Genomic DNA, 25749 nt, shown 5'->3' with positions numbered 1-25749 from the left:
ACAGCATATTAGTTGTTTTTGCGCGAACGGATTATTTGTCCATTCCAAACAATTTGCCGGGGACGGGGCTATTTCATGTAGCCTGTTTTGCAGTCCTACATGCTCTCAGATGAGCATCTGCCGAGCACTGACAAATTGGGCGCAAAAGCAACTAATATGTTTTCTATCAAAGTCAAGGGTAAGCCAAACCCGAAGAATTCGAATCTGGTTAAACTTGAGCTGGTCTTTTTCCAGACAGATTATCCGCGTGTCACCAAAGTTCTCGACATCACAGGACAGTACAAGGACTGGGATGAACGGTCACAAACCTTTCGCAACGGCAGTCCGGACGCCTACTCCAAGAACAGGAGCCTGAGCGAGGTCTGCATGCGTTATCAGCGTGTGGCGGAGGAGTGGACAGTATCCGGTCTCTTTTGGTCTCCGGTGGAATTGTCCCACTGTTTCGATCGTCAGCAATCCGCTGTTCGGCAGGATATCCGTATCTGGACGGTAAGCCAGCTCATCGATGAACGAATTACGTATTTCGACAGCAAGGATCGCATCAAAAACGGGCAGATTATTTTGAGCAGCAGCAATGCCCGGAAATATGAAAAATTCCATCGTTCGTTGAAAGCCTTTGTTTCTGCAGTCTATGGGAAAAGCCTGTCATCCTATTTCTTTAAGGATATCGATGCGAAATTTCTCACCGACTATGCGTTTTATTTGAAGCGCCGAGGTGCGGAGAATGGCAACCAGGGATGCTTAGTTTCTCACCTTCGGCTGTTACGCGCCTTGTGCAATTATGCCGCTAAACTCGGAATGCCGGGAGCAGGCATTACAGCATTCGATTCATTGGGCGACATGATCAAATGGCCTGAGACAACCTCCCGCGCCGTATCGGCAAAAACGATCGCATTACTTGAAAACATCGATCGGAGTCTGTTTTCCGCAAAGGAGCAACTGCATCTGGATCTGTTCCGGTTCAGCTACTATACGGGAGGAATGGCTAATGTGGATGTATGTAACCTGACCTGGGATTGCGTTCAGGAAGATAAGATTGTCTACGAACGCATTAAATTTCCGAAGACCGCCAAACCGCTTCTCACCCCCCCCCAGTCGAGGGCCTTGCTCCGAAAATACAAGGGAACGGGCTCTGGAAATTATGTCTTCCCGGTTTTCACGCGCAAACACACCGATTCGGTAAAACGCTATACGCGAGTGCATCAAATTTCAAACCTGGTTACCCGAACGCTTACTAAAGCCTGCCGCATTCTGAAGATCAAAGAGCATGTAACCTGGTATTCGGCCCGGGGCAGTTTTATCTCACGAATGGTCGATGACGGTAATTCCCCGTATGCCGTAGCCGAGATGGCCGGGAACAGTCCGATGACGATCTGGAAGAACTACTACAAAAATACCGAGCGGGAGAAGTTGGCCGAGCGGACGAGGGCTGTATTATAGGCTCTGCCATCATGTAACAAAACAAGGCGCAAGGATTTATTTTCCTGCGCCTTTGTTTTTGAGTAAGTAGCTTCAAAACCACATTCCGGGTGTACACACTTGGATAAGCGTACAGCAAAGCGGAAAAATCAATGCTTTCTTCTCATATTATCGTTTTCTTATATGTCGCCTGTCTAGTAAGATGTAACTTCCAATTATAAATTAGGGCAATTCAATGTCTGGAGTTAGCATAACTTTATAAGTAAAGGACAAGCCTTTCCCTCCCTTGGGTTGATTCTCTCGATTAAAAAATCTGCTATACGGCTGACATTCCATCCATACGAGGAATTTATCTGAACAGGTTTTCCAAATACACCGATCATAAGAATTATTTAAACTCTGTTTATTTGATAAGTATACTTGTTTAGGAGTTCCTTTGTGATAGATAATACTTCCGATATATATCTTTATTGGAGTCAAAGTAGTCGTTGTATCACTCACTTCGTTATCAAAATGCACACCAACTGATACGACAACCTCCAGAGAATCGGTAATACATTTACACGGGATTTCTATCTTCAATCGTTGCCGAGACTCATTAACCGGAATAAGCAAAGGATATTGATCTGAATTCGATTGCTCCTGGCCACAAACCTTAGCTATCAATATTGTAAACAGGATAAAAAGAATAAGTCTGGTTTTCATCGTCTAAAATTTGGGTGAAATTTTGATAAAATAGATTTTATTTTGCCCCCTCCATATGGTACCGGCAAGGTTCGCATATTGTTATAGGCTCCTGTGCTATTCACATAAGCACCAGTTTGAAAATTATTAATCGCCTGCACCATTGAAGGTTGTGAATATCCGTCCCATTGCAAACTGCGAAATGCAGATTCATAAGCCTGTCCAGCTGGAGTATCTTGTCCCATAGGAGTCATAGAACCTCCGCCACCATTGTCGAAGCTCCAATTTGTTGCAACAGAATTACCAAAAACCATTGCTTCAACTTCATTAAATACAGATCGGCCTCCTTGTCCTAACTCATGTTGCACCCCGTGAAAAAACTCATGGGCTGCTGTTTCAATATTTGCAAAGTTTACAGCACCTCCGAACTTCACAGCGAAAATAGTTCCTCCGCCATCCATATTTCTTCTGAATGCACCCGCAGCAGCATCAATGCTCGAATTTTGATTCAATACATTAAAAGCATTCTCGGAGCCAATAAGTACGTCCATCATTGCATTACCACCATAGGCATAAACAGCATTTAAATTTCCAACCATATTGGCAACAAACGAATTTGTTCCTTTGTACTCCATATTGGCAGTGTAAAGCATTTTTTGGTCATTACCATCGTCATCTTGATAGTAGATCCAGACCTCCTCCCCATTAGGGTCAATAAATCGTACCGGATTATTCAAGCAGTACGCATACGGACTCACCGGATGGTATGCGTATGCCAAATCTATAGAAAATAATGATGCAATGCAAATAATCGCAGTCAAAATAAGAAATCGCTTTGTTTTCATAATATGAATGTTTTGAGTGGTTTATGTACTGGTTAAAGTTTTATTCCTCCGGTTTCTTCGAGTATTTTCTTCGCCTCTTCATTTTTCCGGTCGAGCCGCTCGAAATACTCCTCGCCTAGTTGTTCCCAGCCCATAGCAAGCAACTGCTCGTATAACTCTTTGGATTTCTTTTCGAGGGACAGAACATATTCATCCACCTTTCCCCCGGTGCTTTCCAAATACCGGCCTATTGCGATGTCGAGAGACTTACCCATAGTTATCAGGGTATTGTAGTGCCGTGGATAATATTCAAACGACTTGGATGAACATACCCGGGTGAAGTCGTCATACACCCCATATTTGACGGTATAGGCGAACGCTAAATCGGAAAGTTGCGCGGCAACCGTTTCCCGGTCGGTCAGCGGATGGAGATAAACCTTGTTGTGCAGCGCTTTTTCGTTTATCTCGAATTTATCGACGTAGTAGAATTCCGGTGTATATTGATGGGTGGTCAGCTCCACATTCACCCAATCTTCAGGAAAAAGGTTGTCTGCATTCGGGTATCGTATAAAGGTATGGATCGGCGCATAGGCAATATATGCCTCGGCGCCGATAGCTTCGGACAGAATCTTATAATAGTAAGGCAAGGAACGGCATTGCCCCTTATGTGTTCGGAGCAATTTGCTGACAAATTGTTGGGTGAAATCCTGCGTACTATCCATGTCGTTATGGTCATAAATGAACGGTTTATGACCGTTACCCGACCAGGGATTAAAGAAATATTCGATAATGGCCATATTCTTACCGGTCTTGTACTTATCCAGTCCATTTGATTTCATAAAACCATGTAAGAAAATGACGGCAGAATCTATTTTACTACAAAACCAGTCATAATCGAGATTTCCGTCGAGGTACGCCCATTCTGCAAGGAATACGGCGCGTTTTATGCTCAGGGAGGATTTCCCGTCGAGCATATCCGCGATTTCGGCGTAGGCCGTTTCATAGCGGGAGATGTCCGGATGTTGGGCTTGAACAGTCGATTGCTGGACAAGAAAGAAAAGCAGGAAGAGCAATGTTTTTTCATGTCGTAGAGAGGGTTATCCTTGTTATCAAAGATAACACTTAATTTCTTGGGTGCGACAAAAGTTATACATTACAAAAGTTTTGTAATTGACTGTCAGTCAATATAGGATAAAGAAAAAATTGTTGACAAATACTTTCAGGGGGGGGCGGTTAAAATGTCCGGTTTAAGGGATAATCGAAGGGCTATTGTTAAGTAAGAATTTATATTTAACTTCTTTCCTACGACAATAAATCAAAAAATAAGATACTATGACAAAACAAGATGTTGTATCGGAGATCGCAAAATCTACCGGCTACGAAAAGGCGGTCGTGTCGACCGTTGTTGAAGCATTCATGGAAAGCGTGAAAAACTCGATGATTAAGAAAGAGGATGTTTTTCTTCGTCAGTTCGGTACTTTCGTAGTTAAGAAACGGGCGCGGAAAGTTGCGCGTAACATTTCGAAGAACACGACTATCGTGATTCCGGAGCACGACATTCATGCGTTCAAGCCTTCAAAAAGTTTTGCCGCGAAGGTAAAATAATCCGCCAGAATGAGAAAAGAGCCAACCGATTGTTGGCCCTTTCCTTTGTTCACGTTTGCTTTCGACTTTGTTTTTTCCTCCCTTTTTTGAAACTCTTTAGAGAAAAAGGTGGCAAACAAAATTATGTCAGCCACGGATTCTTGTAGGGGTCGTAATCGGTCTGGAAAGTCGCCATCTGCCAGTCCATAACCGGTTGCTTGTCCCGGGCGAGTTTTCGGGGAATCTGCGGATTTAGCCGCAGCTTGGCAGCATCGTTCAACCATTTCATCGAGTCCTCGTAATCGCGCATGCGAACCACCGAGACGTTGTTCGGAGCGATCAGCTTCGTAAGTTCATAGATCGCCAGCCGGAGCATGTGCTTTTTGAGGTTGTAGTTGCGCGGATCGTGCAGTGCGAGGTTCACGCCCGGTGCCGGAATGTCGGCATTCACGTCCATCTCCGGAAGGAACACTTCCCCGCCATAGACCACATAATCGTGCCCCGACAGCTCGTAGGCATTGTACTCCGGCGCGTAATCGGCAATCTCACCCCAACAGTCGGATTTATCCGGTGAAAGATTGTTGTCGAAACCTGCATCTGTCATCAACGTATAGAAAGTTCCGTTGTAGATTACCGCATCCCACAGCGTATAGGTTATTGGTTGCCAGCCCTGCACTTCGACCTTGCTCCACCCTTCGACGCCCGGGATGCGGATTTCTCCGAACTTGTAGCCATGCTCCCGGCGGCAGGTGTAAACCATGTTGTTATATAATACCTCGTCGCCCGGGTAGTAGGTTCCGAACTGGGAGTAAGACTTCAATCCTGGTTGCTCCTGATTGCAGAACGGATTCTCGGCCCAATGAGGTTCATTCGCCGGTGCTGTATATCCGCTGACGGCACGGATGACCTCGTGGATCTGCCCGTCATAATAGATATGCACACCCACGGGATAGGTAATGCACCGGTCGTATGGGGCAATGTATTTCCCCTTGGCCAACTCCTGTTCGACCTCGTAGTTCTCGGAGAGCCGCTCCACGAGGGACTTCTCGGCGGACTCCTCGGCCTGCAGGAAGCGTTCTTCGTTGCCGCGCGTTAGCTGCGCGAGGGCTTCCGGTGTGATCAGCCCCAGATAGTCGTTGTTGTTGAGAAAACGTCTGTACATACTTCCTAATAGTTGAAACCTTCCTGAATAGTTGCCGTCGAGATCACATAGCCCGCCGTGTCGCCGCTCTTGTATTTATACCAACTTTCGCGCAGGTAGTAGCACAAGAGGTAGTCGAGGCAGTCTGACAAATGACCGTAGCGCTCGTATTTCACGCCCGTCTTGGGGTCGGTGGTTTTCTGCTTCGACTTGCTCCCGTCCTCGTTTTTGAGCTGGTAGATCAGATCCTCGGTGAGCTTGCGGCATTTGATGTCGATGGCGACCTCCCAGCCGTTGTAGCCGTCGAAGAGCTCGTTGACGAACTCGCAGCGGGTCACCTGCGGAGGCTGTTTCTTCAAGAGCTTGACACGAGGGCGTAAGACACCTCCGCCGAACGTATCGACGATCACCGTAAAGTTGTTTACGCCGTCCTCGCTCGTTGTCGAACGTTGCAGCCCCGATGGGTCGCCCGTCACGTCCACGCCGCCGATGTGCTTGTCGCGGTATAGTTTCGCGCGGAGCTTGCGGGCCAATGCCGGGGTGTTGTTTTCCTTGTCCTCGGGGCGGCCCAATACCTCTTCCAGGATGTAGACCTTCCTGGCTTCGTAGTCGATCTGGGCCGTAAGCACCGACATGCGGGGTGCAACATTGAAGTCCCAGACAGTAATGAGCGGCCTGGTCGGATCGTAAACCTTCTCCCGCAATCCTGTCACCAAATGGCGCACCCCGTCGAAGCGGTGGTATACGGCCATGTCGTTGGCCTCGACAAAATCCCAGTTGCCGTACAGCAGGCGCTCCTTGGTGGCCTGGTCGCGAATCTTGTTCAGGGCCGCTTCGTAGGTCTGGCGAAAGGCGATATTGAGGTTGTCGAAGACTGAGAACGGAACGTAGGCTTCGCCTTCCCGGCAGACTACTTTGTCTCCGTTCTCGTCCTGCACGAAACGCGAGCGCACCCAGTTGACCGTGGGGTTCGTGGTCATAAGCATCCGCGGTACCATGAACGTTTCGTGTGTGCGCCACCTCAGACGCGAGAACAGCACCTCGATAGCCCGCTCGGAAATCTCCGACACCTCGTCCACCAATGCGACGGTATACTCCGAAGAGCCGAAGCGCTCGAAGTTCGGATCGCTGGGAATGTCGGCCATCTCCTTCATGATGATAATGCTGTCATTCCAAAAGGTAAGCGTCCCTTCGAGGTTGTTGATCTTGTAGTTCACATCCACCCGTAGGCCCCAATCTTTGAGAATCGACTTAATGGTATTCCATGTCGACTCCTTCAACGATTTGAGCGTCTTACGCGCCACCACGGCCGGGATATTACCGAAGCGGATGCAACTGCTTATCAGCCACACGCTGCCGATGTAGGATTTACCTCCGCCGGCGGCTCCCCCGCCCAGGATCAACTGAGGAAGATCTTGTGTGCGGCATTGTTTGCATTGTGGTTTGAATTGAGGATTGTGCTGTGCGTCGTACCCGATGAGAACCTGTTCTATCTCACCGCCGCAGTGCGGGCAGTAGTTGGGCTGGAGGAGTTTCCATAACTCGAACTGCCGGGGTGAGAGTGAAAATTCGATTTTAAGGTTCCGGGGCGCTTTTAGGCGATTGGCTGCCATCAGCAGATCGTGATAGTCATCTCGTTCTCTTTCTCCAATAGGGCATTTAGCTTATCGGACACAGCCCGCGATTCGAGAACTTTGCCTTTGACCTTGTTATGTCCAACGAGGATGCAGCCGGCAGTGTCACCGGGGTCATTGCCCGAATGGATCAGCACCCCCAGGAAATGCGGCACATCATGCAGCAGGGGTAATACCCGTTTGAAGCGGGGGCTGAATTGCATCGTTACCTTATAGGTTCCGGCGGGTATAGCCGTGCGGGCATAGACTTTCTCGGGACAGGCGCAGAGAATGCCTTCGGATGTATTGGGGCAGGATGCGGGGAGTGTGCGAACCGGGTCTTCGAGCGTGTCGCAGAAATAGTGTCCGTCGATATAAAGTTTGCCGATGGTATAGTCGGGTCCCCTGAAAATGCGGTTTAGTGTTAGGTTCATCTTCGGTATCGTTTTATACCGAAGAATAGCTTGGGAAAACGATCGGAGTTTACCGGTTGTCGCTTACTACGAATAGTCGGCCGATAGATGAAATATCCGGACTTAATACTGCCTTGTTATATATTCGGGGAGGGCGAGAATAGCAAGCCGATTATATCGCTATATACAGGTTCTGCAACCTGACAATGCGTCCGTGAAAACGCACGGTCATCAACAGTTACCCAGATACCAGCAGTTCTTCAATTATAATCCGATATTTTGCTGTTCTGCAACCGGCTCGACGATACCTTCGTCGTAAGGGTTCCCATAGTTGAACTTCTGCCTTACGGGCCAGGCCCTCATCTCCTCTTCGGGGTAAACTGTCAGAAGCGCGGCAACGTCCCCCTCCGTTACGATAGCCGGATCGAGCCATAGCTGCTCCTGCTCCGGGGTGAGTATCTTCGGCATCCGGAAAGGATTGTTGCCGCCGTTGTGGATCTTCCGCATCATGGCGTTCGCTGCGGTTGTTATCAGCACGAACGACTGCACTTTTTCCCCACTCTGCGGATTCGTCCACTCGTCCCATAGCCCGGCGATCGAGAAAATTTCCTGATCCTTCAAAGTCGTATAGTAGTACTGCGCCTTTCCGTCGGGCAGTCTGTGCGGCTCGAAGAATCCGGTTACGGGGATGATGCACCGGTTATGCGGCCAAAGCATCCGCCACGGCCACTTCTCGAAAAGGGTTTCGGCCCTTGCGTTCTTGAACAGGTTTTCCCGGTCGAAGCGTTCAACATCTTCTCTCTTCGCCGTCTGCGGAATCAGTCCCCACTGCATCACCTGAAGCTCGTCGCTGCCGGAAACGATCACGCAGTGCGGCTCGGCATAAGCCGGAATGACGTATATATCCTCGGCCAGCCGAATATCGTACACACTGACCTTGTGTTTCGGATCGGCTTCCTGCTTAGCACGCTCCGTCTGTTCCTGTTCGGCGAGGATCTGACGCGCGGCTTCGATAATATCCAGCTGCTTGCCGTATCTTTTGGCCACGGCCGCAGCATTTGCTGATAAAGATGTAAAAAAGCACATAATCTTGTTTTTCAAAAGAGTGTGACAAACTTTGTGCCTTCGTCATATCATTGAGGCGATTGGTCATGTAATAGGGACAGTCATTACAACGTTTATTGATTGTGAAAAATACAACTCTTTTCCGCAAAGTCCTCTGGTTCGAAAACCGGGGTCGTTTCGACATCGACTACTTCGAGATGCTGCAACCGCGCCGGGAGGTGTCGCATAAGCCGCGCTACAAGAGCGGTGTGTTTCGCTCCGACAAATGCGGCCGGGAAATCCAGTACGAATCCGGACTGGAGCTAGAATTCATCATGGAGTTGGAACGCAGCGGGGAGGTTTCATTCTACTGGGAGCAGCCCGCCGCAATCCCCTATTGGCGTGGAAAACTCAAAACCCGCACCTATCCCGATTTCGGAATCTACCTCAAATCCGGGCATTTCATCCTCGCCGAGATCAAGCCCCTGGGCGACATGCTCGACCACCGGGTGCAGGCCAAAGCCGAGGGGATCATGGATTTTTGCAGCCGGCACGGCTTCGGGTTCCTTCTCACGGACGGCAGGCACACCCCTGTGCATCTGCTCCGTGGGCGAGTGAACCGAAGGTTGGAAAAACAGCTTAAAGCGGCTTTGGCCACAAACCCGATCCGGGCGGATCAATACAAGGCGATCAAAGAAAGCTGTGAAGCCACTCCGAGCCAGCTCTATCGGGCCATCATCCGCCTCGACCTGAAATATTCGTCCCGCCGTTTCAAACTGCAGTGCGGAAACCAAAGCCCGATCTTCCGGCAGGTCTATTTCGAGCAGAAAAAGTACGACGACCTGTTCGAAGAGCGGTTCCCGTCCCTGTTCGGGCCAGGCATCAAGTCCTGATGTAGTTACAGGGTAATGTCGATCCGATCGCTCCATTTGGTCGTGGGGCATTTCGAAAGCATCTCGCGCCGCAGGCGGGTGTTGTTGCGCCCTGTAAGCTCCGCGCCTAATACTATAAGACGGCTATCGAGGTTCAGCGGCCCGTTCACTTCGTCCACCGCCGCCTGCAAGCGCCGCAGTTGTTCCATATCGGGCCTTTGATGGAACATGTTGAGCTGCACAGCCTCGGCCGGGATCAGGTCGGAGAGGGTGACCGTTGCCCGCTTGAACACGTAGGGACGTTCGCCCGGCGCATAGTGCGGCCAGATCGCACGCAGGATCGTCAGGGCATAAGGGATCATCTCGAAGGTGTTGTCCGTCGGCACGGGAAACTCGATCTGGTAGCCGCGGAACGTCTGGCGCTGGTATTCGTTGAACGGGTTGGTTTCGATGCCGACGTAGATGCGCCGGGCATAGGAGTGCTGGTTGCGGAGCTTGCGGGCCGAGGAACTGAGGTAACGGATCACGGCGGCTTTCACCTCGTTGAAATCAGAGGTCATTTTCCCGAATGCCCGCGACGTGCATATCTCCTGCTTGTCCGGCGGCGCCAGCTCCAGACTGATGCAGGGGGTTCCGTTCATCTCGCGCCATAGGCGGTCGCCCACTACGGTCATGTTCTTGCGCACCCACTCGCGGGGCAGGACGGAGAAGTCGTAAGCCGTGCGGACACCCATTGCCGTCAGCCGCTTTTCGTACCGCCGGCCGATGCCCCACACATCGCCGATCGGCAGTTTTTTTAACGCCTCCGTGCGCTTCTCCTCCGTGTCGATAATATAGAGTCCCCGGCGTGCGTCGTCCGTCTTGGCGAGTTTGTTGGCCGCCTTTGCCAGCACCTTTGTCGGGGCGATGCCCAGGCAGATTGGGATGCCGATCCCGCGTCGGGTGGTGCGGATGATGTCGCGCCCGAGCTTCTCGAAGTCGAAGCCTTCCATGCCCGTGAAATCGAGGAAGGCTTCGTCGATGCTGTATATTTCGAGGTTGGGGACGTACGAGGCCCAAATACTGTGCATCCGGTTGCTCATGTCGCCGTACAGTTCATAATTGGACGAGAACGTGACGATACCGGGTTCCCGGATGGTGTCGGCAATCTGGAACAGCGCATCGCCCATCTTGACGTATTTCTTTGCTAATCTGTTCATTGCTATCGCACAGCCGTCGTTGTTCGAGGCCACGATAATGGGCTTTCCATAGAGCCACGGCTGCACGGATTCCTCACAGGAACAATAGAAAGAATTTCCGTCAGCAAGACCTACCATCTGCCGGGGATTCAGGGGCAATAGTTTCTGACTCATTTCTTACCTCCCTTCTTTACCCTTAATTGCCGGATGGAGTGCGTAACGATGCCCCAGAGCAGGCGTTCATTATCGTCGGTGATGCGGAGCGGGGCGAAGTCCTTGTTGCCGGGCATCAGCCAGACCTCCCCGTTGTCGCGCACCTCGACGTATTTCATGGTGAAGCCGTCGGGCGTGACGCATACGGCCAGGTCGCCCCACCGGGGTTCGAGCATCCGGTCGACGATCACCGAATCGCTGTCCTCGATGTCGTCGTCGATCAGAGAGATTCCTTTCACCCTGCCGAAGAACGTGCTCACGGGATTGGGGATCAACTCTTCGTTCAGGTCGAGCAGCCCTTCGACGGGAACATAGTTCTCCGGGAAATACGAGGCTTTGATAGCCCGCCGCTCGAACAGCGCGGGTTGTTCCTTCTGAGGCAGGCGCTCGATGAGCCGGGTGCGTCGTTTTTTGAACCGCCGGACTTTGATGACGACCGTAACGATACCCAGCACCCTCGCTTCGGTATCGCCGTCGACCGGAAGCGTTTCGTCCGTTCCGCCCCCGTGGAGCCACACCTCGCGTCCCTTGCGGCGGACGTACTTGAGCACCCGCTCGCCGCAGACCTCGCAGAGCGCCAGGTCGCCGGAGCGCGGCGCAAGGCTCGTGTCGAACAGGATACTATCGCCCTGCTCCAGTTCTTCCTCGACCATATAGTAATCCCGCACACGGGCATAGTAGGTCGCACCCGGATTGAGTATGAGAACTTCGTTCAGGTCGATGCGGTCACCAATATAGTCCGTGGCCGGCGAGGGGAACCCCGCGGGGATTCCCTCGCTCACGTAGGGCACGGAGCTGACTTTCGACGTGACGAGTCCGTATATATCGAAATGACTGTTCATAGGTACGGTTCTGGCGCAGGGGTACTGTGGCAGCACGCAATGTCTTAGGACATTGTGTAGTCATTTCAACAATATTTAAGTCGGTAGTAGTTCGGCGTTTGCCGGATGTGTAAGAAATATAAAGTTGCGTCTTATCCTCAGTACCCTTCTGCGGAGGCTACATGTAAGAGGAACAGAAAATATCGTGCCTATGTTGCATGGAGAGGCGGTTCAGGCGAGGATAGCTGTTAATGCATAAACTTTCTTCGGGCAGGTACACGGAATACCTTTGGATGTGTCGGAGCAGAACGCCGAAAGTGTTCGTACCGGATCTTTGAGCGAACACACCATCATTTAAGAAAATGCTGGTAAAACTTTTATAATATGAGTGAGATTAGAAGCATTTTTTCGTATATTTGAGAATAAACCTAAGTATTATGCGTCGAATACTTTTGTATGTTCTCTATACTTTGCTCTCAACGAGTTGTTCTACATTCTCTGGAATACCAGAAATTATTATTCATGCGGAAGAATTAATGCCACAGAATCCTGATAGTGCTTTATTTCTTCTCGGCTCTCTCAACACCGGGAATATCAATTCACAAAAAATCCGCGCGAAATATGCCGTTGTTTATTCTCAGGCACTCGATAAAAATTATATTGACGAGACAAATGATTCACTAATTACTATTGCCGTCAAATACTATAAAAAACATGGGAATATAAAAGAGAAGTTCATGTCATTGTATTATCTTGGACGTATACAATATAATGCAGGACATTATACCCGTGCAATGTTATCGTATATGGAGGCAATCCCCTTAATAGAACAATTGGATGACGATTACCTATCGGGGCTTTTATTTTCTCAGATAAGCCAGATATATGCCAATAATTTCGAGTATGCGAATTCCTTAAATGCAGCCGAAGAAGCTTATAAGTATTTTTTACGAACAAAATATGTTTCTCATCAACATTATGCTTTGTTGGATATAGGGTTGGCATACGCAAATAATGGACAGAAGGATAAAAGCATTGATATTCTAAATCAGGTCGTTCAACTTGCCCGGGAAAATGCAGACACGATTTTGTTGGCTTCCTGTCTGAGTAACCTTGCTTTGCAATCGATCGAATCGAGAGACTGTGAAAAAACGAAAAAACTATACCACGAAAAAGCATCAGTTCTTGGTGAACCATTGGATATGAGAGATAATGCTTGTCTGGCCTATGTTTATGCCCTGGAAAGCAAAAGAGACAGCGTTAGTTATTATATGAATAAAGCATGGCCTTTGGCTTGCGACAAGATTGATACCGTTGCGCTTTTCTTCCGTTCTTTCCAAATTGAGAAGGTAAGGGGAAATTATCGATTAGCGCTTGAGAATCTCGAAAAAAGTGTTCAGATTCAGGATAGTATAGTGCGCGAGACACTTCAACAATCCGTGGTTTCGGCACAGAAAGATTATTTTCTCAACCTTTCTGATTTTAGGGCCTTCAAACTCAAAACTGAAAAACGATTATGGATCTTGGCTTTTGCCTTCCTTATATTCATTGTAATAGTTGCTATTACCTATCTCCATCGGAGATTACAACAGAAAAATCTCGAGATCAGTAAGTATATGAATATGACCTTTGAGATTCAAGACACTCTACGAAATCATGACACACAAATGTCGCAATTAATCCAGCGCCTTTTTAATGATAAATTCGAACTTATCGATAAATTAGGTTGTACATATTATGAACGCCAAAATACTCCGGCCGAGAAGGAAGCTATCTTTAACGCCGTTAAGTCAGCCATTCAGGACTTAGGTTCGGATAAGAAGACAAAAATGGATTTGGAACGTATCGTCGACGCATGCAACAATAATGTCATGTTCAAGATAAGGGAGCAAATGCCGAATTTAAAAGAATCGGATTATGAATTGCTCTGCTATTTCTTCGCCAGATTTTCCTATCGGGCAATCAGTATCTTTACACAAGATAAAGTCGAAAATATCTATAATAAAAAGTCGCGTTTAAAATCCCGGATTTCAAATTCCGAACCGCGAGACATGCAATTATTTTTAGAGATGCTTGGTTAAGTCTCTGATTATCAATACATCTATCAAACACCCCCCCCCGTGCATATTTAATGCGCTGATATTCAGTGTATTAAATGTTTGATAGATTTTTCCCGTCCATTACATTGATAATGTATTGATTATTAATATTTTAATCGCCAGTTTGGATGGAATTTTTTGATAGGATATGTGTGCTTACGGATTCAAAAAATAGTAATTTTGGATAAATCCCAAACCACACAAGCCATGAAAAAAATCATTCTCATTTGCTGTACGCTTTTTCTCTTCTCGAATGTATGGTCCGCCGCAATGTTAGACGGGAAAGCGAAAGAAACAACTGTTTTTATTGCTCTTATCAAAATATACAAAGGACCGCGACCGCGCAGTATGGAGTTTGTCCCTTCCTGCGAATATGTGGGTACCGTCGGTAGTCTGAAAATCGACTTCGGGTATAATCCCGGACAATATACCGTATTGGTCGTCAATGGAATGACTGGAGAACAGTGGTTCGAGATGGGTGATACCGATAAGATGGAAATGGACATATCTGGTGATCCCGGTAATTATTCGATTGACATAGAAACAGAATCGGGAGATACATTCACCGGTAACTTCACGCTCCAATAGGGATTACGGGATAATCCTTCATTGGATTTGGGCTTGCAACCCAAGCCCAATGAAAAAGCCTTCTCTCAAGAGAAGAAAAACCGAGTTGGAAGCTCACAAGTTTAACCAAACCGAAAGAAGGCACTTCAAAGATAGTAATTTTTCAGAAAGTTCAATGCGGATTTTTTGAAATGGCAGTCTGGCAACCTGTCATACCCAAAGTTGTCAAACAACCAACTAAAATTTCAAATCTTACGATTATGAAAACGATGAATTTGGAACAAATGGAGCGGGTGGTTGGAGGAGCCTACTCTACTGGTAAGTGTGTTGCAGGTATGGTTTCTACAACCATTGCCTGGGCCGGGTTGGTTTGTGCTACAGGTGGCGCATTTGCCCTTTTTGCCGTTGCTGCTTTAGGGTTTGGCACCTCCATGAGTGGCACAGCCGAAAGTTGTGGGTGGTGGTAACCCAAGTTAGTAATTCAATAAAGAATTCAATATGAAAACATTATCAATTAACCAAATGTCTGACATTTCAGCAGGCGGTTGTGGCTGGCAGTGGGCCGGTCTAGGTGTTGCTTATGCTGGTCTTTTCGTCGCTGGCGCATTAAGCGGTGGATTTGGATGGGCTGTTGGCGGCTACATGCTCGCCATTGTTGATCTCGGAATTTGCGCAATGTAAACTCAAAAAAAATGACACGCCAAAAAAGAATAGCTATTGGGGGGATAATAATATTTATTGTTATTATTCTATTTTGTATAGATTACTCTAAAAGTATTCTGCAGAATAAAATGTTTGCATTAATGCTTGGACTCTCTTTATTAGGGCTTGTTTGTATTTTCATGTCATCCCATTGGGTGATTAAACAAAATCGGCGGCTTTTATTGGCAAAAATTGTCCTGATGTTATCCGTGGCAATGATATGTGTGGGAGTTGTGTTAATGATTGTAGAACATGATTTCAAATCATATTTTTTAATGATTTTAGCAATGATGTTTACTGCTATCAGTATGATTGGGAATATATGTAACTTCTACAAGCAAAAACAAAAATAGCATTCTTCGAATAGTGTCATTATGTATTTTAACTGCTGTACATTTTATCTCAAATGTACAGCAGTTAATTAAAAAATCCAATGAATTGATCCGGAATTATATGAAGACATTCCTGAATGTTTACTCGTTAAATATGCTATTTATTCTCTTTAGCTTTATCTTGATAATAACATATCTTCAACAAGAGTATATTGTTATACCACACCTCAGCAATATGCCTATGGTGGATGAGACACTAAAAGCTAAGATATTTGAGGGCTATTACAAACACCGTTGGCTAATGTATCTGATTCCTCTTGCAATCTTGTTGATCCGAGTTTCATTAGTTGGGATGTGTTTATTCCTCGGCAGTTTTTTTATTGAACGTCAGCAGGAGATTAAATATGCAGATGGCTGGAATGTCGCATTAAAATCGGATATTATTTTAATTCTTTCAAGCGTAATGGTCTGTACTATTGCTGTTATGTTTGGAGCGGAACAAGCTGAGGTAGTGGGACGATATTGTTCATTAGCCTTCCTTGTAGATCCGAATATCACTGAACAATGGCTGTTGGTGCCGATAGCCGCACTGAATATTTTCGAGGTAGTCTATTGGTTCTTTATGGCCAAATTGGTGGCAGTGCAAAGCGGAAGCGGTTATTGGAGCTCATTCAAATTCGTGTTGTCTACTTATGGCGTCGGCTACCTGTTTTATATCGTTTTTCTGATGTTCCTGCTGCTCTATCTGACCAACTAAAATGAAGAAGAAAATAATATTGCTAACCCTTGCCCTGATTGCGACGGCGATCGTCGCACTCTTCGTCATTCAGATTGTCAAGTATAACCGCAAACTGGCTCCGATCCGATCTTTGCCCAAGGTCGAATTGCTGACATTGGATAGCCTTGCGTATAATACGAAAATGCTGGCGAACACCGGAAAGCCGAGCATCATCGTCTGCTTTCACCCGGAATGCGATTTTTGTGGAATGGAAGCCGATGAACTTATCAAACATTACAAAGATTTAGGCGATGTGAACCTGCTGTTCGTCACGTTCGCTTCAAAAGAGGAAACGACTGCGTTTCTGGAACAGCATCCGCTCGACGCCATTCCTAATGCGAAGGTGTTGCTCGACACCAACTTCGATTTTTTCATCACCTTCGACGTGGAATCCCCACCGATGAGTTTTATATATGACTGCAATCAGCAACTCGTGAAACGACATAAAGGAACGGTTGCCGTAGATCAACTCAAACAATACCTGGCTAAATGCCATGAATAAGAAACACATACATAGCTTGCACGTCAAACAGCACGATTCGTCGGATTGTGGTGTCGCCTGTCTGTTATCGCTGATTCGTTATTACGGCGGAGATTCGACGATTCAACACCTGCGGGAGATCAGCGGTACATCGCAGACCGGAACGACATTGCTCGGACTCTATCAAGCTGCAAATGCGATCGGGTTTAAAGCTGAAGGAGCGGAGGCAAACGGCATTACGGATCTTATTGAGCATGGAAAACCGACGATCCTTGCTGTTTTGATAGACGATAATTTCGAGCATTACATTGTATGCTACGGGTTTGAAAACGGACAATTTGTGATCGGCGATCCGGCGAGCGGTGTGGAGTTGTACGCACCGGAGAAACTGGGGGAAATCTGGACTAAAAAATGTCTGTTGTTGGAGCCGACTGAAAAATTTACCCTAAAGTCGGATATTCGCCAACGGAAACAGCAATGGCTGAAGAACCTACTGCGTGAGGATGCCGGAATACTTACTGCAAGTGTAGTCATCGGAATCGTTCTTTCTGTGCTGGGCATGGTGATGGCGGTCTTTTCGCAGAAATTGGTCGATGAAGTACTTCCGGCGCACGATACACGTAAACTGATTGTCGGATTGGTATTGGTGTTTGTGTTGTTGCAAGCGCGGGTATTTATCAGCGCCTTACGCAGTAAATTGCTCATCACGCAGAGCCGTGATTTCAACAACCGCATCATCGATTTCTTTTATAATAGGTTGCTGAATCTACCCAAAGTATTCTTCGATATGCGGAAAATCGGTGATATGGTAGCCCGGTTGAACGATACGCGACGCATACAGACGGTTATAAGTTCTTTGGCTGGCGATACGATTATCAACGTGTTGATGGTCGTCGTGTCGCTTGTCTTTCTTGCCATCTACTCGTGGCAGATCGCTCTGATCGCCTTTTTGTGTATGCCCGTATTTTTCTGGGTGATATACCGACACAATGCGACCATTATCGCTCAACAGCGTGAGGTTATGGCAGGTTATGCCATGACGGAAAGCAACTTTATCAGCACGATCAATGGCATTGCGGCGATCAAGAACTTCAACCGGCAATCCATTTTCCAGAAGATCAACCAACTGCTCTATGCAGTTTTTCAAGGAAAGGTTTTCGATTTGGGGAAAACGCAAATTCGTATCGGGGTGCTTTCTGGTGTGGCAAGTGTCGTCATTATGTTGGGACTGATTGCGTATAGTTCGTTTCAGGTATTTAACAATACACTTTCTATCGGCGAATTGATGGCGGTTGTTGGAATTACCGGCTCGCTGTTCCCGGCCGTGGCAAGTCTTGCTTTGATAACGATCCCGATTAATGAGGCAAAGGTCGCCTTCGACCGCATGTTCGAGGTTGTCGGAATAAACGAACCCGGAAAAGAGAATTATAGCGTGAGTATGCCCGATGCTGTACATTCGTTGGAAGTCGATAAACTTTCATTTCGCTTTGTCGGCCGCAAGAAACTGCTTGACACAATCTCAATGCGCTTTGAGCGAGGTGCAGTTTCATGTATTGTCGGGGAAAGCGGTTGCGGAAAAAGTACATTGTGTCAAATACTTCAACGATTCTATTCACCAGAGACCGGAACAATCCGTCTCGACCAGACAGACATCGAAGCCTATTCTTCGGAACAATGGACGCAGATGGTTTCCGTCGTCCCGCAGGAAGTTTATATCTATAATGGAACTGTACTCGACAACATCTGCTTCGGGGCTATTCCGAAAGACATAAACGAGGTTTTCGAATTTTGCAAATACTACGGACTCGACAAGTTTATTGCGGAGTTGCCGCAGGGATTGATGACACAGGTCGGAGAAGAAGGTATCAACCTGTCAGGCGGCCAGAAGCAGCTCATCGCCTTTGCCCGCGCATTATACAAACCCTCGCAAATTCTTTTGCTCGATGAAATGACGGCAGCAATGGATCGAAGGACGGAACGAACTATCTGCGATCTGTTGGTGCAGCTTAAAAACGAGCATATTATCGTGTTTGTAACCCATCGTCTGGAAACCGCAAAAAAAATCGGGGACATCATTTATGTTATTGCCGACGGGCATATTCAAGCTGCGGGGACACACGAGGAGATGATGCGGACAAAAAACTTTTACAGCGACTATTGGATAAACAGTTAATGGAGCCTGTCAAAAAACTCCTACAATATTAATTTCTTAATTTTACGTATTATGAAAACTTTAAGTTTTGAACAGATGCAGAACGTCAACGGAAGTATGTCTTCCTCTTGTGCATGGGGGCTTGCAGGTACGCTTGTGCTGTGCGGAAGTGCCTTAGCATGTATGTCGAACCCGTTCACATGGTGGGCTGCTGCAGAATTTACTTTTGCAGCAGCAAGTTCTATGGCAGGCGTAATGGATTGTGCGAGATAAATGGTACGCTACTTATTTTCTTTAATAGCGTTGTTTTTTGGGATTAGTGCAACCCTTTATGCCATTTTTGTTTTATGCAAACAATTTGCAGAAAAAGATGGCTTAATCATTTTGTGCATTGGTATTGGATTCATTGCTATTGGAGGAAGAGAACTTTATCAAAAATTGCGAACCAAATGAAGAAGTTTATTTTTCTGATTGCTATTGCAATCGGCTCCATGGTCTGTACGGCTGCCAGGGCACAGACCACTAAAGAGGCTTATAAGCAGGAACTTCGCACCTACATGGAATCCAGCGGCTCGACGGCTTCGTTCGACACGATGGTCAACCAGCTCTTCATGATGGCGGGCGGCATTCCGGCAGAAAAGAAAGCGGAAATCCGCACGCAGGCATTCGACAAGTTGGTCGATCTGATGACTCCCGTTTACCAGAAAAATATTACACTGGAGGATCTGAAAGAGATTAATAAATTCTATCAAACTCCTGCCGGGAAACGAATTTCCGGGGCACAACCCAAGATCGCCGTTGAATCGACGCAGGTAGGACAGCAATGGGGAATGTGGCTGCAATCTGCAATCCAGACCGCGGCAAAGTAACCTGTTATGTTTCAGTCCGAAGCTATCCGGGAGGTTTTCAATTCCATCCGCCAAAATAAAATTAGAACGATTTTGGCCGGATTCGGGGTTGCATGGGGTATTTTTATTCTCGTCATACTGCTCGGTGTGGGGCAAGGTTTTCAGAACGGCGTAATGAGTATGTTCGACATCTTCGCCCAAAAGAGTATGTATGTTTACGGCAACCGGACTTCACTGAAATACAGGAATATGAAAGAAGGTATGGAGGTGCTTTTCGACAAAGAGTATCTCCATGCCTTGCATAAGCGATATGCTGCCATTAATGCTATATCGCCTGAAATTATGCAGCCTAATATGGGTATAACCTATAAAGAAAAAAATACGTTTGCTACAATTACCGGTGTGGAGTCTGATTATTTTCATATCAAGTTATTACAGCCCAAATCCGGCGGCCGGTTATTCAATGCATTCGATATCCGTCAAGGACGTGATGTCGTTATTATCGGGGAAGGTATTGAGCAGACATTATTTGGCAAGAAAAGCTCATTGGGGTGCAATGTCAATATCGGTGGGACTATCTTCAAAATCGTCGGGGTGTTGAAAAGCGATAATCTTTTTTCTATCCAGGAGCGCAACTCGGTTTATATTCCATTCGGCTCTTTTACTCGCAATATTACCAAAAATGCGCATTTCAATTCCTTCTGCATGATGCTTAATTCCCGGACAGACACACGTAAATTCGAAACCGAACTAAAATATTATATTGCTTATAAATCCGGATTTGATATTGAGGATACGCAAGCTGTCTTCATCGCCAATATAGAAGCACAGACTTCGAGTTTCGAAAGTCTGTTCAATGGTCTGAAAATATTGATCTGGGGCATCGGCATTTGCTTTTTATTAAGCGGCATTGTCGGTATCTGTAACATCATGTTAATCATCGTAAAAGAACGTACGAATGAGATCGGCATCCGCAAAGCTGTCGGAGCGTTGCCGACGACTATTATCAATCTTGTGCTGTCCGAAGCCGTAACCATTACCATGCTGGCCGGGGTTATAGGCATTATACTGGGTACAGGCGTTCTCTATTTAATCGATTTGGCTGTTCAATCCTTGGCGGATACATCTGTTATGGCTCAAACTTCAATCGATATACCGATCATCCTTTTCGCCGTTTTAGTACTGGTTTTATCTGGTATTATTGCAGGTCTGTTCCCTGCTATAAAGGCAGCTCAAATCATGCCGGTCGATGCCATACGCTATGAAAACAGAGGATAAACACTACTAATATGAAAATTTTTAATACGATAGCTGTTACCGTTTTTTTAGTTGTTGTAGGCGTCATAGCCTATAATGTCATATCTGATTCACATCGGAAATATTACGTAACGACAAGTCCGTCTAAACAGCGTGTTGAAAACAAACTTTTCATCCCTGGCAGTGTTTATCCGATCAAAGAGATTGAAATAAAATCTCAACTTTCGGGAGTAATCGATGAACTCTATGTGAAAATCGGAGATGAAGTGCATCAAGGCTGACCAATAGCAACAATCCGGTTGGTCCCGAACTCTTCAGATATTGAACAGTTGGAAAATAACCTTAAAATCACACGTATCGAATACGAAGCACAAAAGATCGACTACGAGCGGAACAAACAGCTTTATTCTCAGCGAACTATATCAAAAGTGGATATGGAGGCTTCGGAAAAGGCTTACTTTGTAAGTGAGGAAAAATATCGTTCGGCACAAAATCAACTCAATATTCTTCGTCGGGGTTATGCTTCCTCCAAAGACATCTCGAATACGGTCAAATCGAGTACTGATGGGATAATTATAGATATTCCTGTCGAAGTGGGTTCTTCGATCATCGAGCGTAATAACTATAATGTCGGCACAACGATCGCAGTCCTTGCCGAGATGAATCGCTTTATCTTTCGGGCTCAAATTGATGAGCAATATCTCAAATACATTTCCCTCGGAACAAAAATGAGGCTCACGTTCAACGCCTACGACTCATTAACTGTTGATGCGGCAGTAACGAAAATTGCAGCAAAGGGTACGGAAACAACCGGAATCGTCAAATTCGCAGTAGATGCAGAATTCGATATTACCCCTAAAATGCCCGTGATACGTTCCGGATACTCCGCCACTGCCGAGGTGCTGTTACAGCAGGCGGAAAATGTATTGACACTTCCTGAAAAGTGCCTGACATTCCGGCAGGATTCAATCTGCGTTTATGTCCTGGATTCCTTAACGAATAAACCGGTACAACGGCTTGTTAAAACGGGTATTTCCGATGGAAGTCTGATTGAAATCGTGGAGGGGCTTACCCTTAACGAGAAAGTCATAACCAATTATTCTGACCCAGATGATTGAGTTGAAAAATATCAGAAAATCGTACACAACGCAATACACCCGTCTTGATGTCCTAAAAGGGGTGAACCTCTCTGTTTCAGATGGAGAAATCGTATCCATAATGGGATCATCAGGTTCGGGGAAATCCACGCTTCTGAATATCCTCGGATTATTGGATAATTATGATGAGGGCGCGTATTATCTCGACGATAAACTCATGCGAGACCTTTCGGATATTGATGCAGCATATTATCGCAACCGAATGCTGGGGTTTGTGTTTCAGTCTGCTAATTTGATTACCTATAAAAACATTGTGGAAAATGTCGCTCTCCCGCTTTTGTACCGGGGTGAGAAAAAACAGGCGAGAAACAAATTGGCCATGGAGTGTCTCGATCGGCTTGGCCTGAAAGAATGGTCGACACATTATCCTAATGAACTGTCCGGCGGACAACGGCAGCGTGTAGCGATTGCAAGAGCAATTATAACCGATCCGAAAATTCTCCTGGCTGATGAACCTACGGGGCAGTTGGATTCCTCTACCTCAGAAGAAGTGTTGAGTATATTAAAGGGTATCAATCAAGATCTTGGTACTACGGTTATAATTGTTACTCATGAACAGTATATCGCTGAAAAAACAGATCGGATAATTCACATTAAAGATGGGGTGATATGCTGAAAAAAATATGTAGTTTGGTTGTAGTCGGCCTTCTGATTGGAACCTTTCGTTTGCAAGGACAGACCGTATGGACATTGGAGCAATGTATCTCCCATGCACAATCCCATAATGTGTCAATAAAACAGCAGGAATTGGATATTCAGGATGCGCAGATTGCATTGCAACAGTCCAAACTCGACTACATCCCGTCGTTGGGGGTAAATAGCGGCTATAACCTTTCCATGGGACGGGTGCTTGACCCCACGACCTATGAATTTATCGAGAACAATACCGTACAGGATTTCAATGCTTCGGCTTCGCTATCTACGGAACTGTTCGCTGGTTTTAAAAAATTATATGCCAAGCGCCGTGCCGCTCTCAATTTGCAATCGGTACTCAATGGAATTGAAAAAGCAAAAAACGATCTCGCCTTAAATGTTACAGCCGCCTATTTGGATGTTCTTCTCGCCGATGAAAACATTCGGATCGTCGAAAGTAAAATTACCTTGTTGCGAACTCAGGAGGTGCAGACACGACAATTAGTGGATGCGGGGAAAATAACGCTGGGTGAGTTACTCCAGATACAAGCTCAGATTGCTGATGCCCAAGGAGAGCTGCTTGGCGCCCAAAATAGCAGAGAAACCGCAGCTTTGAACATTTGTCAGATGCTTGAAATAGGTGATTACGAATTATTCAGAGCCATTTCTCTTGATGATGTTGTCATTTCGGCAGAGCAACACTCGTTCGATTTCGAGGAAGTGCGGAAATCGGTCGTGATGTTACCACAAATCCGAAAAGCACAAATAGATATACGTGTTGCAGAGAAAGATATAAGTATTGCCAAAGCCACTATGTCGCCTACTTTATCCCTAACTGGAGGTTACGGGAGCAGTTTCTCCGATGCGCGCCAGAAGATGCGTACCGATGCAAATGGTAACCCGATAACTGATATAAACAACAACCTGCTTTATGCCAACTATCCATTTATAGATCAAATACGTGATAATGCCAGCTCTTATATATCTTTGAGTCTGAATATTCCCATCTTCAACTCCCGGCAAGCCAAAAATAAAGTACGCACGAGTCGCATTTCGAAACAACGAGCAGAATATAATTTACTTCTCGCACAAAAACAATTGGATAAAGATGTTCAGCAATCCGTGATCGACGCCAGAACTGCTTTACAAAAATACTATTCTTCAGAAGCCAATGTGGAAACGAACGAAGAGTCGTTTCGGTATGTACAACAAAAACTCGATGTGGGGGCCGCAACTTATGTCGATTATCAAATAGCAGTTGATAATATGATGAAAGCGAAGTCGCAGCTTTTACAAGCAAAATATGAATATATCATGAGAAAACAAATCCTCAATTTTTACATGGGGGAACCCATCACCCTCAAGTGATTTCATTTTCCGATGCAAGATGTATTCAGAGTATTTAATCTGAACATAGGGATTGTCACTGGATATGGTCTGATGTACTGCTTTCACGCGTTTCCAGAATATCCACCGTCTTTTATACTCGACCCATACGGCCTGTCGAAGCGTTACCGGAACCCGAATCTCGCCCCACAGCCTACCGCCCTCTATGACGCCCCGCATCTGGATATGCGGGGTAAGCATCTCGACCCGCTGCGCGACTACCGGGACGGTATCGCGGACAATTATCGTATCGCGTATAATAGCGTCGATGGGTGCCGCAACTTCCATCCGATGCTTTGCCGCCGCTTCGAGATTGCGGATCTTCACGCCCATGGCCCTTATCTTCGCCAAGTCCCCGGCCCGATACCGCTCGAACTCATCCACCGAGAGCCGCAGGGCCTTTACATCGACAGCTGTCGTCGCCGAGTCGATGCGGAATCTCCGCACGTCTGAAAGCAGCGCCTCGCTGTTCTGGCGGTGGCGATCCCTATCGGCCTTAAGCCGTACCGAGCGCCAGTGCTGGACATATACGACCAGACAGAGCGCCAGTACGGCGTACCCGGCAAAGCGTGTGAGCAGCCTACTCATAGCGGCCTGCGGATTCTGCAGGAATGTACCAGAGTGTTTCGTCCATGTAGGGATGGTAAAGTTGTACCATATATCCCTTGTCGTTGCGATCCTCGGCGGTGAGGTCTTCGACGATGACGGCCTCGCGCCCTGCCAGCCCCGAGAGGCGCATACGTGCAAGCCCTTCCGAGGGTACGATTGTGATGTGTCTGTCCATGTTTATTTTTCGTATAAAAGTTAAAATTCCATTTTGCGCCTGCGTTCGAGGCTGGGCAGCACCTTGCCCTTGTATTTGCGGAAGGAGACGTACTCCCCGTATATATCCCGGTCGCCGGCTTCGAGCTTTTCAATCAGCCGGCTTTTGGGATGTTCTCCATAGCCTAAGAGCCGGTATTCGCCAACGTTGTAGGCCAGCACGCCCAACAGGAGCGAATCGCTTCCGAAGCGGCGGAATACCCGGCACTTCTGCCGTAGGTCACTCCGCAGTAGGGAGTCGGCCCGCTCTTCGGTTATTCCGGCTGTAAACTGTTCTCCGGGCCGTAGGCGGTGTCCGTAACCGACATAAGGGTGATGCTGTGCCGAGTGCATTCCCTCCGCCTGTTTGATGAGGGCTACGGCTTGCTCGAAGCGATCCTGCGCCTGCGCCCCTGCGGATAAGACGAGTGCGGCACAGAGAATAATACGACGTATCATTTCTGCATCATCAGTAGTTCGCGGATGTCGCCCCGCATCTCCCTCAGATCGGACTGCATGAGCGCGAGCTGCGTCATCGTGGCCTCGAATACGGCCTTGTCGAGTTTGATGGCGTCAATCTTCTCGTATTGGTTCTTGATACGCAGTTCGAGATTATCGCAGCGCACGGTCAGCTCGTTTATCCGGGCGATGTTGCCCACATGCTGAATGTAGATCGTCACGATAAACGACAGCATAACGGAGAGCATCTTGAAGTTGCGGAGGATAAATTCTTTGAAAGGTTCCATAGCA

At 46.9% G+C, this 25749-nt stretch carries 31 protein-coding genes; 18 read left to right on the top strand and 13 right to left on the bottom strand.

Annotated features, from left to right (window positions below):
* Positions 1 to 156 precede the first annotated feature (156 nt).
* Positions 157 to 1440, top strand: coding sequence for a phage integrase SAM-like domain-containing protein (locus DW189_RS11725; RefSeq protein ID WP_117508323.1), 1284 nt, complete (start codon positions 157 to 159; stop codon positions 1438 to 1440).
* Between the two features lie 201 nt (positions 1441 to 1641).
* Here the strand turns inward: DW189_RS11725 and DW189_RS14270 are convergent, their stop codons facing one another.
* The 3 genes from DW189_RS14270 to DW189_RS11720 are packed head-to-tail and all read right to left on the bottom strand — an operon-like array spanning position 1642 to position 4000.
* On the bottom strand, positions 1642 to 2124 hold the full coding sequence (locus DW189_RS14270) for a hypothetical protein (protein ID WP_141417972.1): 483 nt from the start codon (positions 2122 to 2124) through the stop codon (positions 1642 to 1644).
* Positions 2121 to 2948 (bottom strand): hypothetical protein, encoded by an 828-nt coding sequence (locus DW189_RS14265; protein WP_141417973.1) that lies wholly within the window; start codon positions 2946 to 2948, stop codon positions 2121 to 2123. Before DW189_RS14265 ends, DW189_RS14270 begins: the two co-directional genes overlap by 4 nt.
* A gap of 32 nt (positions 2949 to 2980) precedes the next feature.
* On the bottom strand, positions 2981 to 4000 hold the full coding sequence (locus DW189_RS11720) for a hypothetical protein (protein WP_117508322.1): 1020 nt from the start codon (positions 3998 to 4000) through the stop codon (positions 2981 to 2983).
* A 259-nt stretch (positions 4001 to 4259) separates the two neighbouring features.
* On the opposite strand from DW189_RS11720, the gene DW189_RS11715 reads away from it, so the two are divergent.
* Entirely contained in the window at positions 4260 to 4532 is a 273-nt protein-coding gene (locus DW189_RS11715; RefSeq protein ID WP_117508321.1) for an HU family DNA-binding protein, read from the top strand.
* 121 nt (positions 4533 to 4653) lie between these two features.
* Here the strand turns inward: DW189_RS11715 and DW189_RS11710 are convergent, their stop codons facing one another.
* The 4 genes from DW189_RS11710 to DW189_RS11695 form a co-directional block, all read right to left on the bottom strand.
* Positions 4654 to 5673 carry a hypothetical protein gene (locus tag DW189_RS11710; protein WP_117508320.1) on the bottom strand — a complete coding sequence of 340 codons (1020 nt, stop codon included), beginning with the start codon at positions 5671 to 5673 and terminating at the stop codon, positions 4654 to 4656.
* Between the two features lie 5 nt (positions 5674 to 5678).
* Entirely contained in the window at positions 5679 to 7265 is a 1587-nt protein-coding gene (locus tag DW189_RS11705; RefSeq protein ID WP_117508319.1) for a phage terminase large subunit, read from the bottom strand.
* A complete protein-coding gene (locus DW189_RS11700; protein WP_117508318.1) occupies positions 7265 to 7699 on the bottom strand; it encodes a DUF5675 family protein in 435 nt (144 codons plus the stop codon). Before DW189_RS11700 ends, DW189_RS11705 begins: the two co-directional genes overlap by 1 nt.
* Before the next feature lie 243 nt (positions 7700 to 7942).
* Positions 7943 to 8764, bottom strand: a complete 822-nt coding sequence (locus DW189_RS11695; RefSeq protein WP_117508317.1) for an SOS response-associated peptidase — start codon at positions 8762 to 8764, stop codon at positions 7943 to 7945.
* A 101-nt stretch (positions 8765 to 8865) separates the two neighbouring features.
* On the opposite strand from DW189_RS11695, the gene DW189_RS11690 reads away from it, so the two are divergent.
* Positions 8866 to 9615 carry a hypothetical protein gene (locus tag DW189_RS11690; protein WP_117508316.1) on the top strand — a complete coding sequence of 250 codons (750 nt, stop codon included), beginning with the start codon at positions 8866 to 8868 and terminating at the stop codon, positions 9613 to 9615.
* A gap of 5 nt (positions 9616 to 9620) precedes the next feature.
* On the opposite strand, the gene DW189_RS11685 is transcribed toward DW189_RS11690, so the two are convergent.
* Together DW189_RS11685 and DW189_RS11680 are read right to left on the bottom strand one after the other, a co-directional pair.
* Entirely contained in the window at positions 9621 to 10946 is a 1326-nt protein-coding gene (locus DW189_RS11685) for a Y-family DNA polymerase (RefSeq protein ID WP_117508315.1), read from the bottom strand.
* A complete protein-coding gene (locus tag DW189_RS11680; RefSeq protein WP_117508314.1) occupies positions 10943 to 11827 on the bottom strand; it encodes a LexA family protein in 885 nt (294 codons plus the stop codon). The genes DW189_RS11685 and DW189_RS11680 overlap by 4 nt, the downstream gene beginning before the upstream one ends.
* Before the next feature lie 416 nt (positions 11828 to 12243).
* Here DW189_RS11680 and DW189_RS11675 point away from each other — a divergent pair, with 416 nt between their 5' ends.
* From DW189_RS11675 to DW189_RS11620, 15 genes are all read left to right on the top strand, one after another.
* Entirely contained in the window at positions 12244 to 13887 is a 1644-nt protein-coding gene (locus DW189_RS11675; protein ID WP_117508313.1) for a tetratricopeptide repeat protein, read from the top strand.
* 225 nt (positions 13888 to 14112) lie between these two features.
* Positions 14113 to 14493 carry a hypothetical protein gene (locus DW189_RS11670; RefSeq protein WP_117508312.1) on the top strand — a complete coding sequence of 127 codons (381 nt, stop codon included), beginning with the start codon at positions 14113 to 14115 and terminating at the stop codon, positions 14491 to 14493.
* A 239-nt stretch (positions 14494 to 14732) separates the two neighbouring features.
* The gene (locus DW189_RS14260; protein WP_141417974.1) at positions 14733 to 14939 is read left to right on the top strand and encodes a hypothetical protein; all 207 of its coding nucleotides are present in this window, start codon (positions 14733 to 14735) and stop codon (positions 14937 to 14939) included.
* Between the two features lie 31 nt (positions 14940 to 14970).
* The gene (locus DW189_RS14255) at positions 14971 to 15153 is read left to right on the top strand and encodes a hypothetical protein (RefSeq protein ID WP_141417975.1); all 183 of its coding nucleotides are present in this window, start codon (positions 14971 to 14973) and stop codon (positions 15151 to 15153) included.
* An 11-nt stretch (positions 15154 to 15164) separates the two neighbouring features.
* The gene (locus DW189_RS11665) at positions 15165 to 15527 is read left to right on the top strand and encodes a hypothetical protein (protein WP_117508311.1); all 363 of its coding nucleotides are present in this window, start codon (positions 15165 to 15167) and stop codon (positions 15525 to 15527) included.
* 100 nt (positions 15528 to 15627) lie between these two features.
* A complete protein-coding gene (locus tag DW189_RS11660) occupies positions 15628 to 16263 on the top strand; it encodes a hypothetical protein (protein WP_117508310.1) in 636 nt (211 codons plus the stop codon).
* Position 16264: 1 nt separating this feature from the next.
* Complete coding sequence (locus tag DW189_RS11655; RefSeq protein ID WP_117508309.1) at positions 16265 to 16786, top strand: TlpA family protein disulfide reductase; 522 nt, start codon at positions 16265 to 16267, stop codon at positions 16784 to 16786.
* Positions 16779 to 18938, top strand: a complete 2160-nt coding sequence (locus tag DW189_RS11650) for a peptidase domain-containing ABC transporter (RefSeq protein WP_117508308.1) — start codon at positions 16779 to 16781, stop codon at positions 18936 to 18938. Before DW189_RS11655 ends, DW189_RS11650 begins: the two co-directional genes overlap by 8 nt.
* Before the next feature lie 252 nt (positions 18939 to 19190).
* The gene (locus tag DW189_RS14475; protein ID WP_162508154.1) at positions 19191 to 19370 is read left to right on the top strand and encodes a hypothetical protein; all 180 of its coding nucleotides are present in this window, start codon (positions 19191 to 19193) and stop codon (positions 19368 to 19370) included.
* Positions 19367 to 19786, top strand: a complete 420-nt coding sequence (locus DW189_RS11645) for a DUF2059 domain-containing protein (RefSeq protein WP_162508155.1) — start codon at positions 19367 to 19369, stop codon at positions 19784 to 19786. The genes DW189_RS14475 and DW189_RS11645 overlap by 4 nt, the downstream gene beginning before the upstream one ends.
* A gap of 6 nt (positions 19787 to 19792) precedes the next feature.
* On the top strand, positions 19793 to 21043 hold the full coding sequence (locus tag DW189_RS11640; protein WP_117508306.1) for an ABC transporter permease: 1251 nt from the start codon (positions 19793 to 19795) through the stop codon (positions 21041 to 21043).
* An 11-nt stretch (positions 21044 to 21054) separates the two neighbouring features.
* Positions 21055 to 21303, top strand: coding sequence for a hypothetical protein (locus tag DW189_RS11635; protein ID WP_117508305.1), 249 nt, complete (start codon positions 21055 to 21057; stop codon positions 21301 to 21303).
* 48 nt (positions 21304 to 21351) lie between these two features.
* Positions 21352 to 22140: an efflux RND transporter periplasmic adaptor subunit gene (locus tag DW189_RS11630; RefSeq protein ID WP_141417977.1), complete on the top strand. Its 789-nt coding sequence runs from the start codon at positions 21352 to 21354 to the stop codon at positions 22138 to 22140.
* Positions 22133 to 22795, top strand: a complete 663-nt coding sequence (locus DW189_RS11625; protein ID WP_117508303.1) for an ABC transporter ATP-binding protein — start codon at positions 22133 to 22135, stop codon at positions 22793 to 22795. The genes DW189_RS11630 and DW189_RS11625 overlap by 8 nt, the downstream gene beginning before the upstream one ends.
* Positions 22789 to 24180, top strand: a complete 1392-nt coding sequence (locus DW189_RS11620) for a TolC family protein (protein ID WP_117508302.1) — start codon at positions 22789 to 22791, stop codon at positions 24178 to 24180. Before DW189_RS11625 ends, DW189_RS11620 begins: the two co-directional genes overlap by 7 nt.
* Here DW189_RS11620 and DW189_RS11615 read toward each other — a convergent pair.
* Genes DW189_RS11615 through DW189_RS11600 form a run of 4 tightly spaced genes read right to left on the bottom strand, consistent with a single transcriptional unit; the run spans position 24103 to position 25745 of the window.
* Positions 24103 to 24786 (bottom strand): DUF6549 family protein, encoded by a 684-nt coding sequence (locus DW189_RS11615; RefSeq protein ID WP_232045545.1) that lies wholly within the window; start codon positions 24784 to 24786, stop codon positions 24103 to 24105. The two genes, DW189_RS11620 and DW189_RS11615, sit on opposite strands and share 78 nt — an antisense overlap.
* On the bottom strand, positions 24779 to 24982 hold the full coding sequence (locus DW189_RS11610; protein WP_117508301.1) for a hypothetical protein: 204 nt from the start codon (positions 24980 to 24982) through the stop codon (positions 24779 to 24781). The genes DW189_RS11615 and DW189_RS11610 overlap by 8 nt, the downstream gene beginning before the upstream one ends.
* A 20-nt stretch (positions 24983 to 25002) precedes the next feature.
* Positions 25003 to 25458, bottom strand: a complete 456-nt coding sequence (locus DW189_RS11605; RefSeq protein WP_232045546.1) for a lysozyme — start codon at positions 25456 to 25458, stop codon at positions 25003 to 25005.
* Positions 25455 to 25745, bottom strand: coding sequence for a hypothetical protein (locus tag DW189_RS11600; RefSeq protein WP_117508300.1), 291 nt, complete (start codon positions 25743 to 25745; stop codon positions 25455 to 25457). Before DW189_RS11600 ends, DW189_RS11605 begins: the two co-directional genes overlap by 4 nt.
* Positions 25746 to 25749: the final 4 nt, after the last annotated feature.

Origin of the sequence: Alistipes sp. AM16-43 (genome assembly GCF_003435745.1) — a bacterium.
Lineage (GTDB): Bacteria > Bacteroidota > Bacteroidia > Bacteroidales > Rikenellaceae > Alistipes > Alistipes onderdonkii.
The sequence above is the reverse complement of the archived record's forward strand: the minus strand, read 5'-3'. Positions and strand labels throughout refer to the sequence as shown.

Excerpts from the sequence above, each read along its gene's own strand:
- DW189_RS11725 (WP_117508323.1), top strand. The coding sequence starts at position 157 with ATGTTTTCTATCAAAGTCAAGGGTAAGCCAAACCCGAAGAATTCGAAT.
- DW189_RS14270 (WP_141417972.1), bottom strand. The coding sequence starts at position 2,124 with ATGAAAACCAGACTTATTCTTTTTATCCTGTTTACAATATTGATAGCT.
- DW189_RS14265 (WP_141417973.1), bottom strand. The coding sequence starts at position 2,948 with ATGAAAACAAAGCGATTTCTTATTTTGACTGCGATTATTTGCATTGCA.
- DW189_RS11715 (WP_117508321.1), top strand. The coding sequence starts at position 4,260 with ATGACAAAACAAGATGTTGTATCGGAGATCGCAAAATCTACCGGCTAC.
- DW189_RS11710 (WP_117508320.1), bottom strand. The coding sequence starts at position 5,673 with ATGTACAGACGTTTTCTCAACAACAACGACTATCTGGGGCTGATCACA.
- DW189_RS11705 (WP_117508319.1), bottom strand. The coding sequence starts at position 7,265 with ATGGCAGCCAATCGCCTAAAAGCGCCCCGGAACCTTAAAATCGAATTT.
- DW189_RS11700 (WP_117508318.1), bottom strand. The coding sequence starts at position 7,699 with ATGAACCTAACACTAAACCGCATTTTCAGGGGACCCGACTATACCATC.
- DW189_RS11695 (WP_117508317.1), bottom strand. The coding sequence starts at position 8,764 with ATGTGCTTTTTTACATCTTTATCAGCAAATGCTGCGGCCGTGGCCAAA.
- DW189_RS11685 (WP_117508315.1), bottom strand. The coding sequence starts at position 10,946 with ATGAGTCAGAAACTATTGCCCCTGAATCCCCGGCAGATGGTAGGTCTT.
- DW189_RS11680 (WP_117508314.1), bottom strand. The coding sequence starts at position 11,827 with ATGAACAGTCATTTCGATATATACGGACTCGTCACGTCGAAAGTCAGC.
- DW189_RS11675 (WP_117508313.1), top strand. The coding sequence starts at position 12,244 with ATGCGTCGAATACTTTTGTATGTTCTCTATACTTTGCTCTCAACGAGT.
- DW189_RS11670 (WP_117508312.1), top strand. The coding sequence starts at position 14,113 with ATGAAAAAAATCATTCTCATTTGCTGTACGCTTTTTCTCTTCTCGAAT.
- DW189_RS14260 (WP_141417974.1), top strand. The coding sequence starts at position 14,733 with ATGAAAACGATGAATTTGGAACAAATGGAGCGGGTGGTTGGAGGAGCC.
- DW189_RS14255 (WP_141417975.1), top strand. The coding sequence starts at position 14,971 with ATGAAAACATTATCAATTAACCAAATGTCTGACATTTCAGCAGGCGGT.
- DW189_RS11665 (WP_117508311.1), top strand. The coding sequence starts at position 15,165 with ATGACACGCCAAAAAAGAATAGCTATTGGGGGGATAATAATATTTATT.
- DW189_RS11660 (WP_117508310.1), top strand. The coding sequence starts at position 15,628 with ATGAAGACATTCCTGAATGTTTACTCGTTAAATATGCTATTTATTCTC.
- DW189_RS11655 (WP_117508309.1), top strand. The coding sequence starts at position 16,265 with ATGAAGAAGAAAATAATATTGCTAACCCTTGCCCTGATTGCGACGGCG.
- DW189_RS11650 (WP_117508308.1), top strand. The coding sequence starts at position 16,779 with ATGAATAAGAAACACATACATAGCTTGCACGTCAAACAGCACGATTCG.
- DW189_RS14475 (WP_162508154.1), top strand. The coding sequence starts at position 19,191 with ATGGTACGCTACTTATTTTCTTTAATAGCGTTGTTTTTTGGGATTAGT.
- DW189_RS11645 (WP_162508155.1), top strand. The coding sequence starts at position 19,367 with ATGAAGAAGTTTATTTTTCTGATTGCTATTGCAATCGGCTCCATGGTC.
- DW189_RS11640 (WP_117508306.1), top strand. The coding sequence starts at position 19,793 with ATGTTTCAGTCCGAAGCTATCCGGGAGGTTTTCAATTCCATCCGCCAA.
- DW189_RS11635 (WP_117508305.1), top strand. The coding sequence starts at position 21,055 with ATGAAAATTTTTAATACGATAGCTGTTACCGTTTTTTTAGTTGTTGTA.
- DW189_RS11625 (WP_117508303.1), top strand. The coding sequence starts at position 22,133 with ATGATTGAGTTGAAAAATATCAGAAAATCGTACACAACGCAATACACC.
- DW189_RS11620 (WP_117508302.1), top strand. The coding sequence starts at position 22,789 with ATGCTGAAAAAAATATGTAGTTTGGTTGTAGTCGGCCTTCTGATTGGA.
- DW189_RS11615 (WP_232045545.1), bottom strand. The coding sequence starts at position 24,786 with ATGAGTAGGCTGCTCACACGCTTTGCCGGGTACGCCGTACTGGCGCTC.
- DW189_RS11610 (WP_117508301.1), bottom strand. The coding sequence starts at position 24,982 with ATGGACAGACACATCACAATCGTACCCTCGGAAGGGCTTGCACGTATG.
- DW189_RS11605 (WP_232045546.1), bottom strand. The coding sequence starts at position 25,458 with ATGATACGTCGTATTATTCTCTGTGCCGCACTCGTCTTATCCGCAGGG.
- DW189_RS11600 (WP_117508300.1), bottom strand. The coding sequence starts at position 25,745 with ATGGAACCTTTCAAAGAATTTATCCTCCGCAACTTCAAGATGCTCTCC.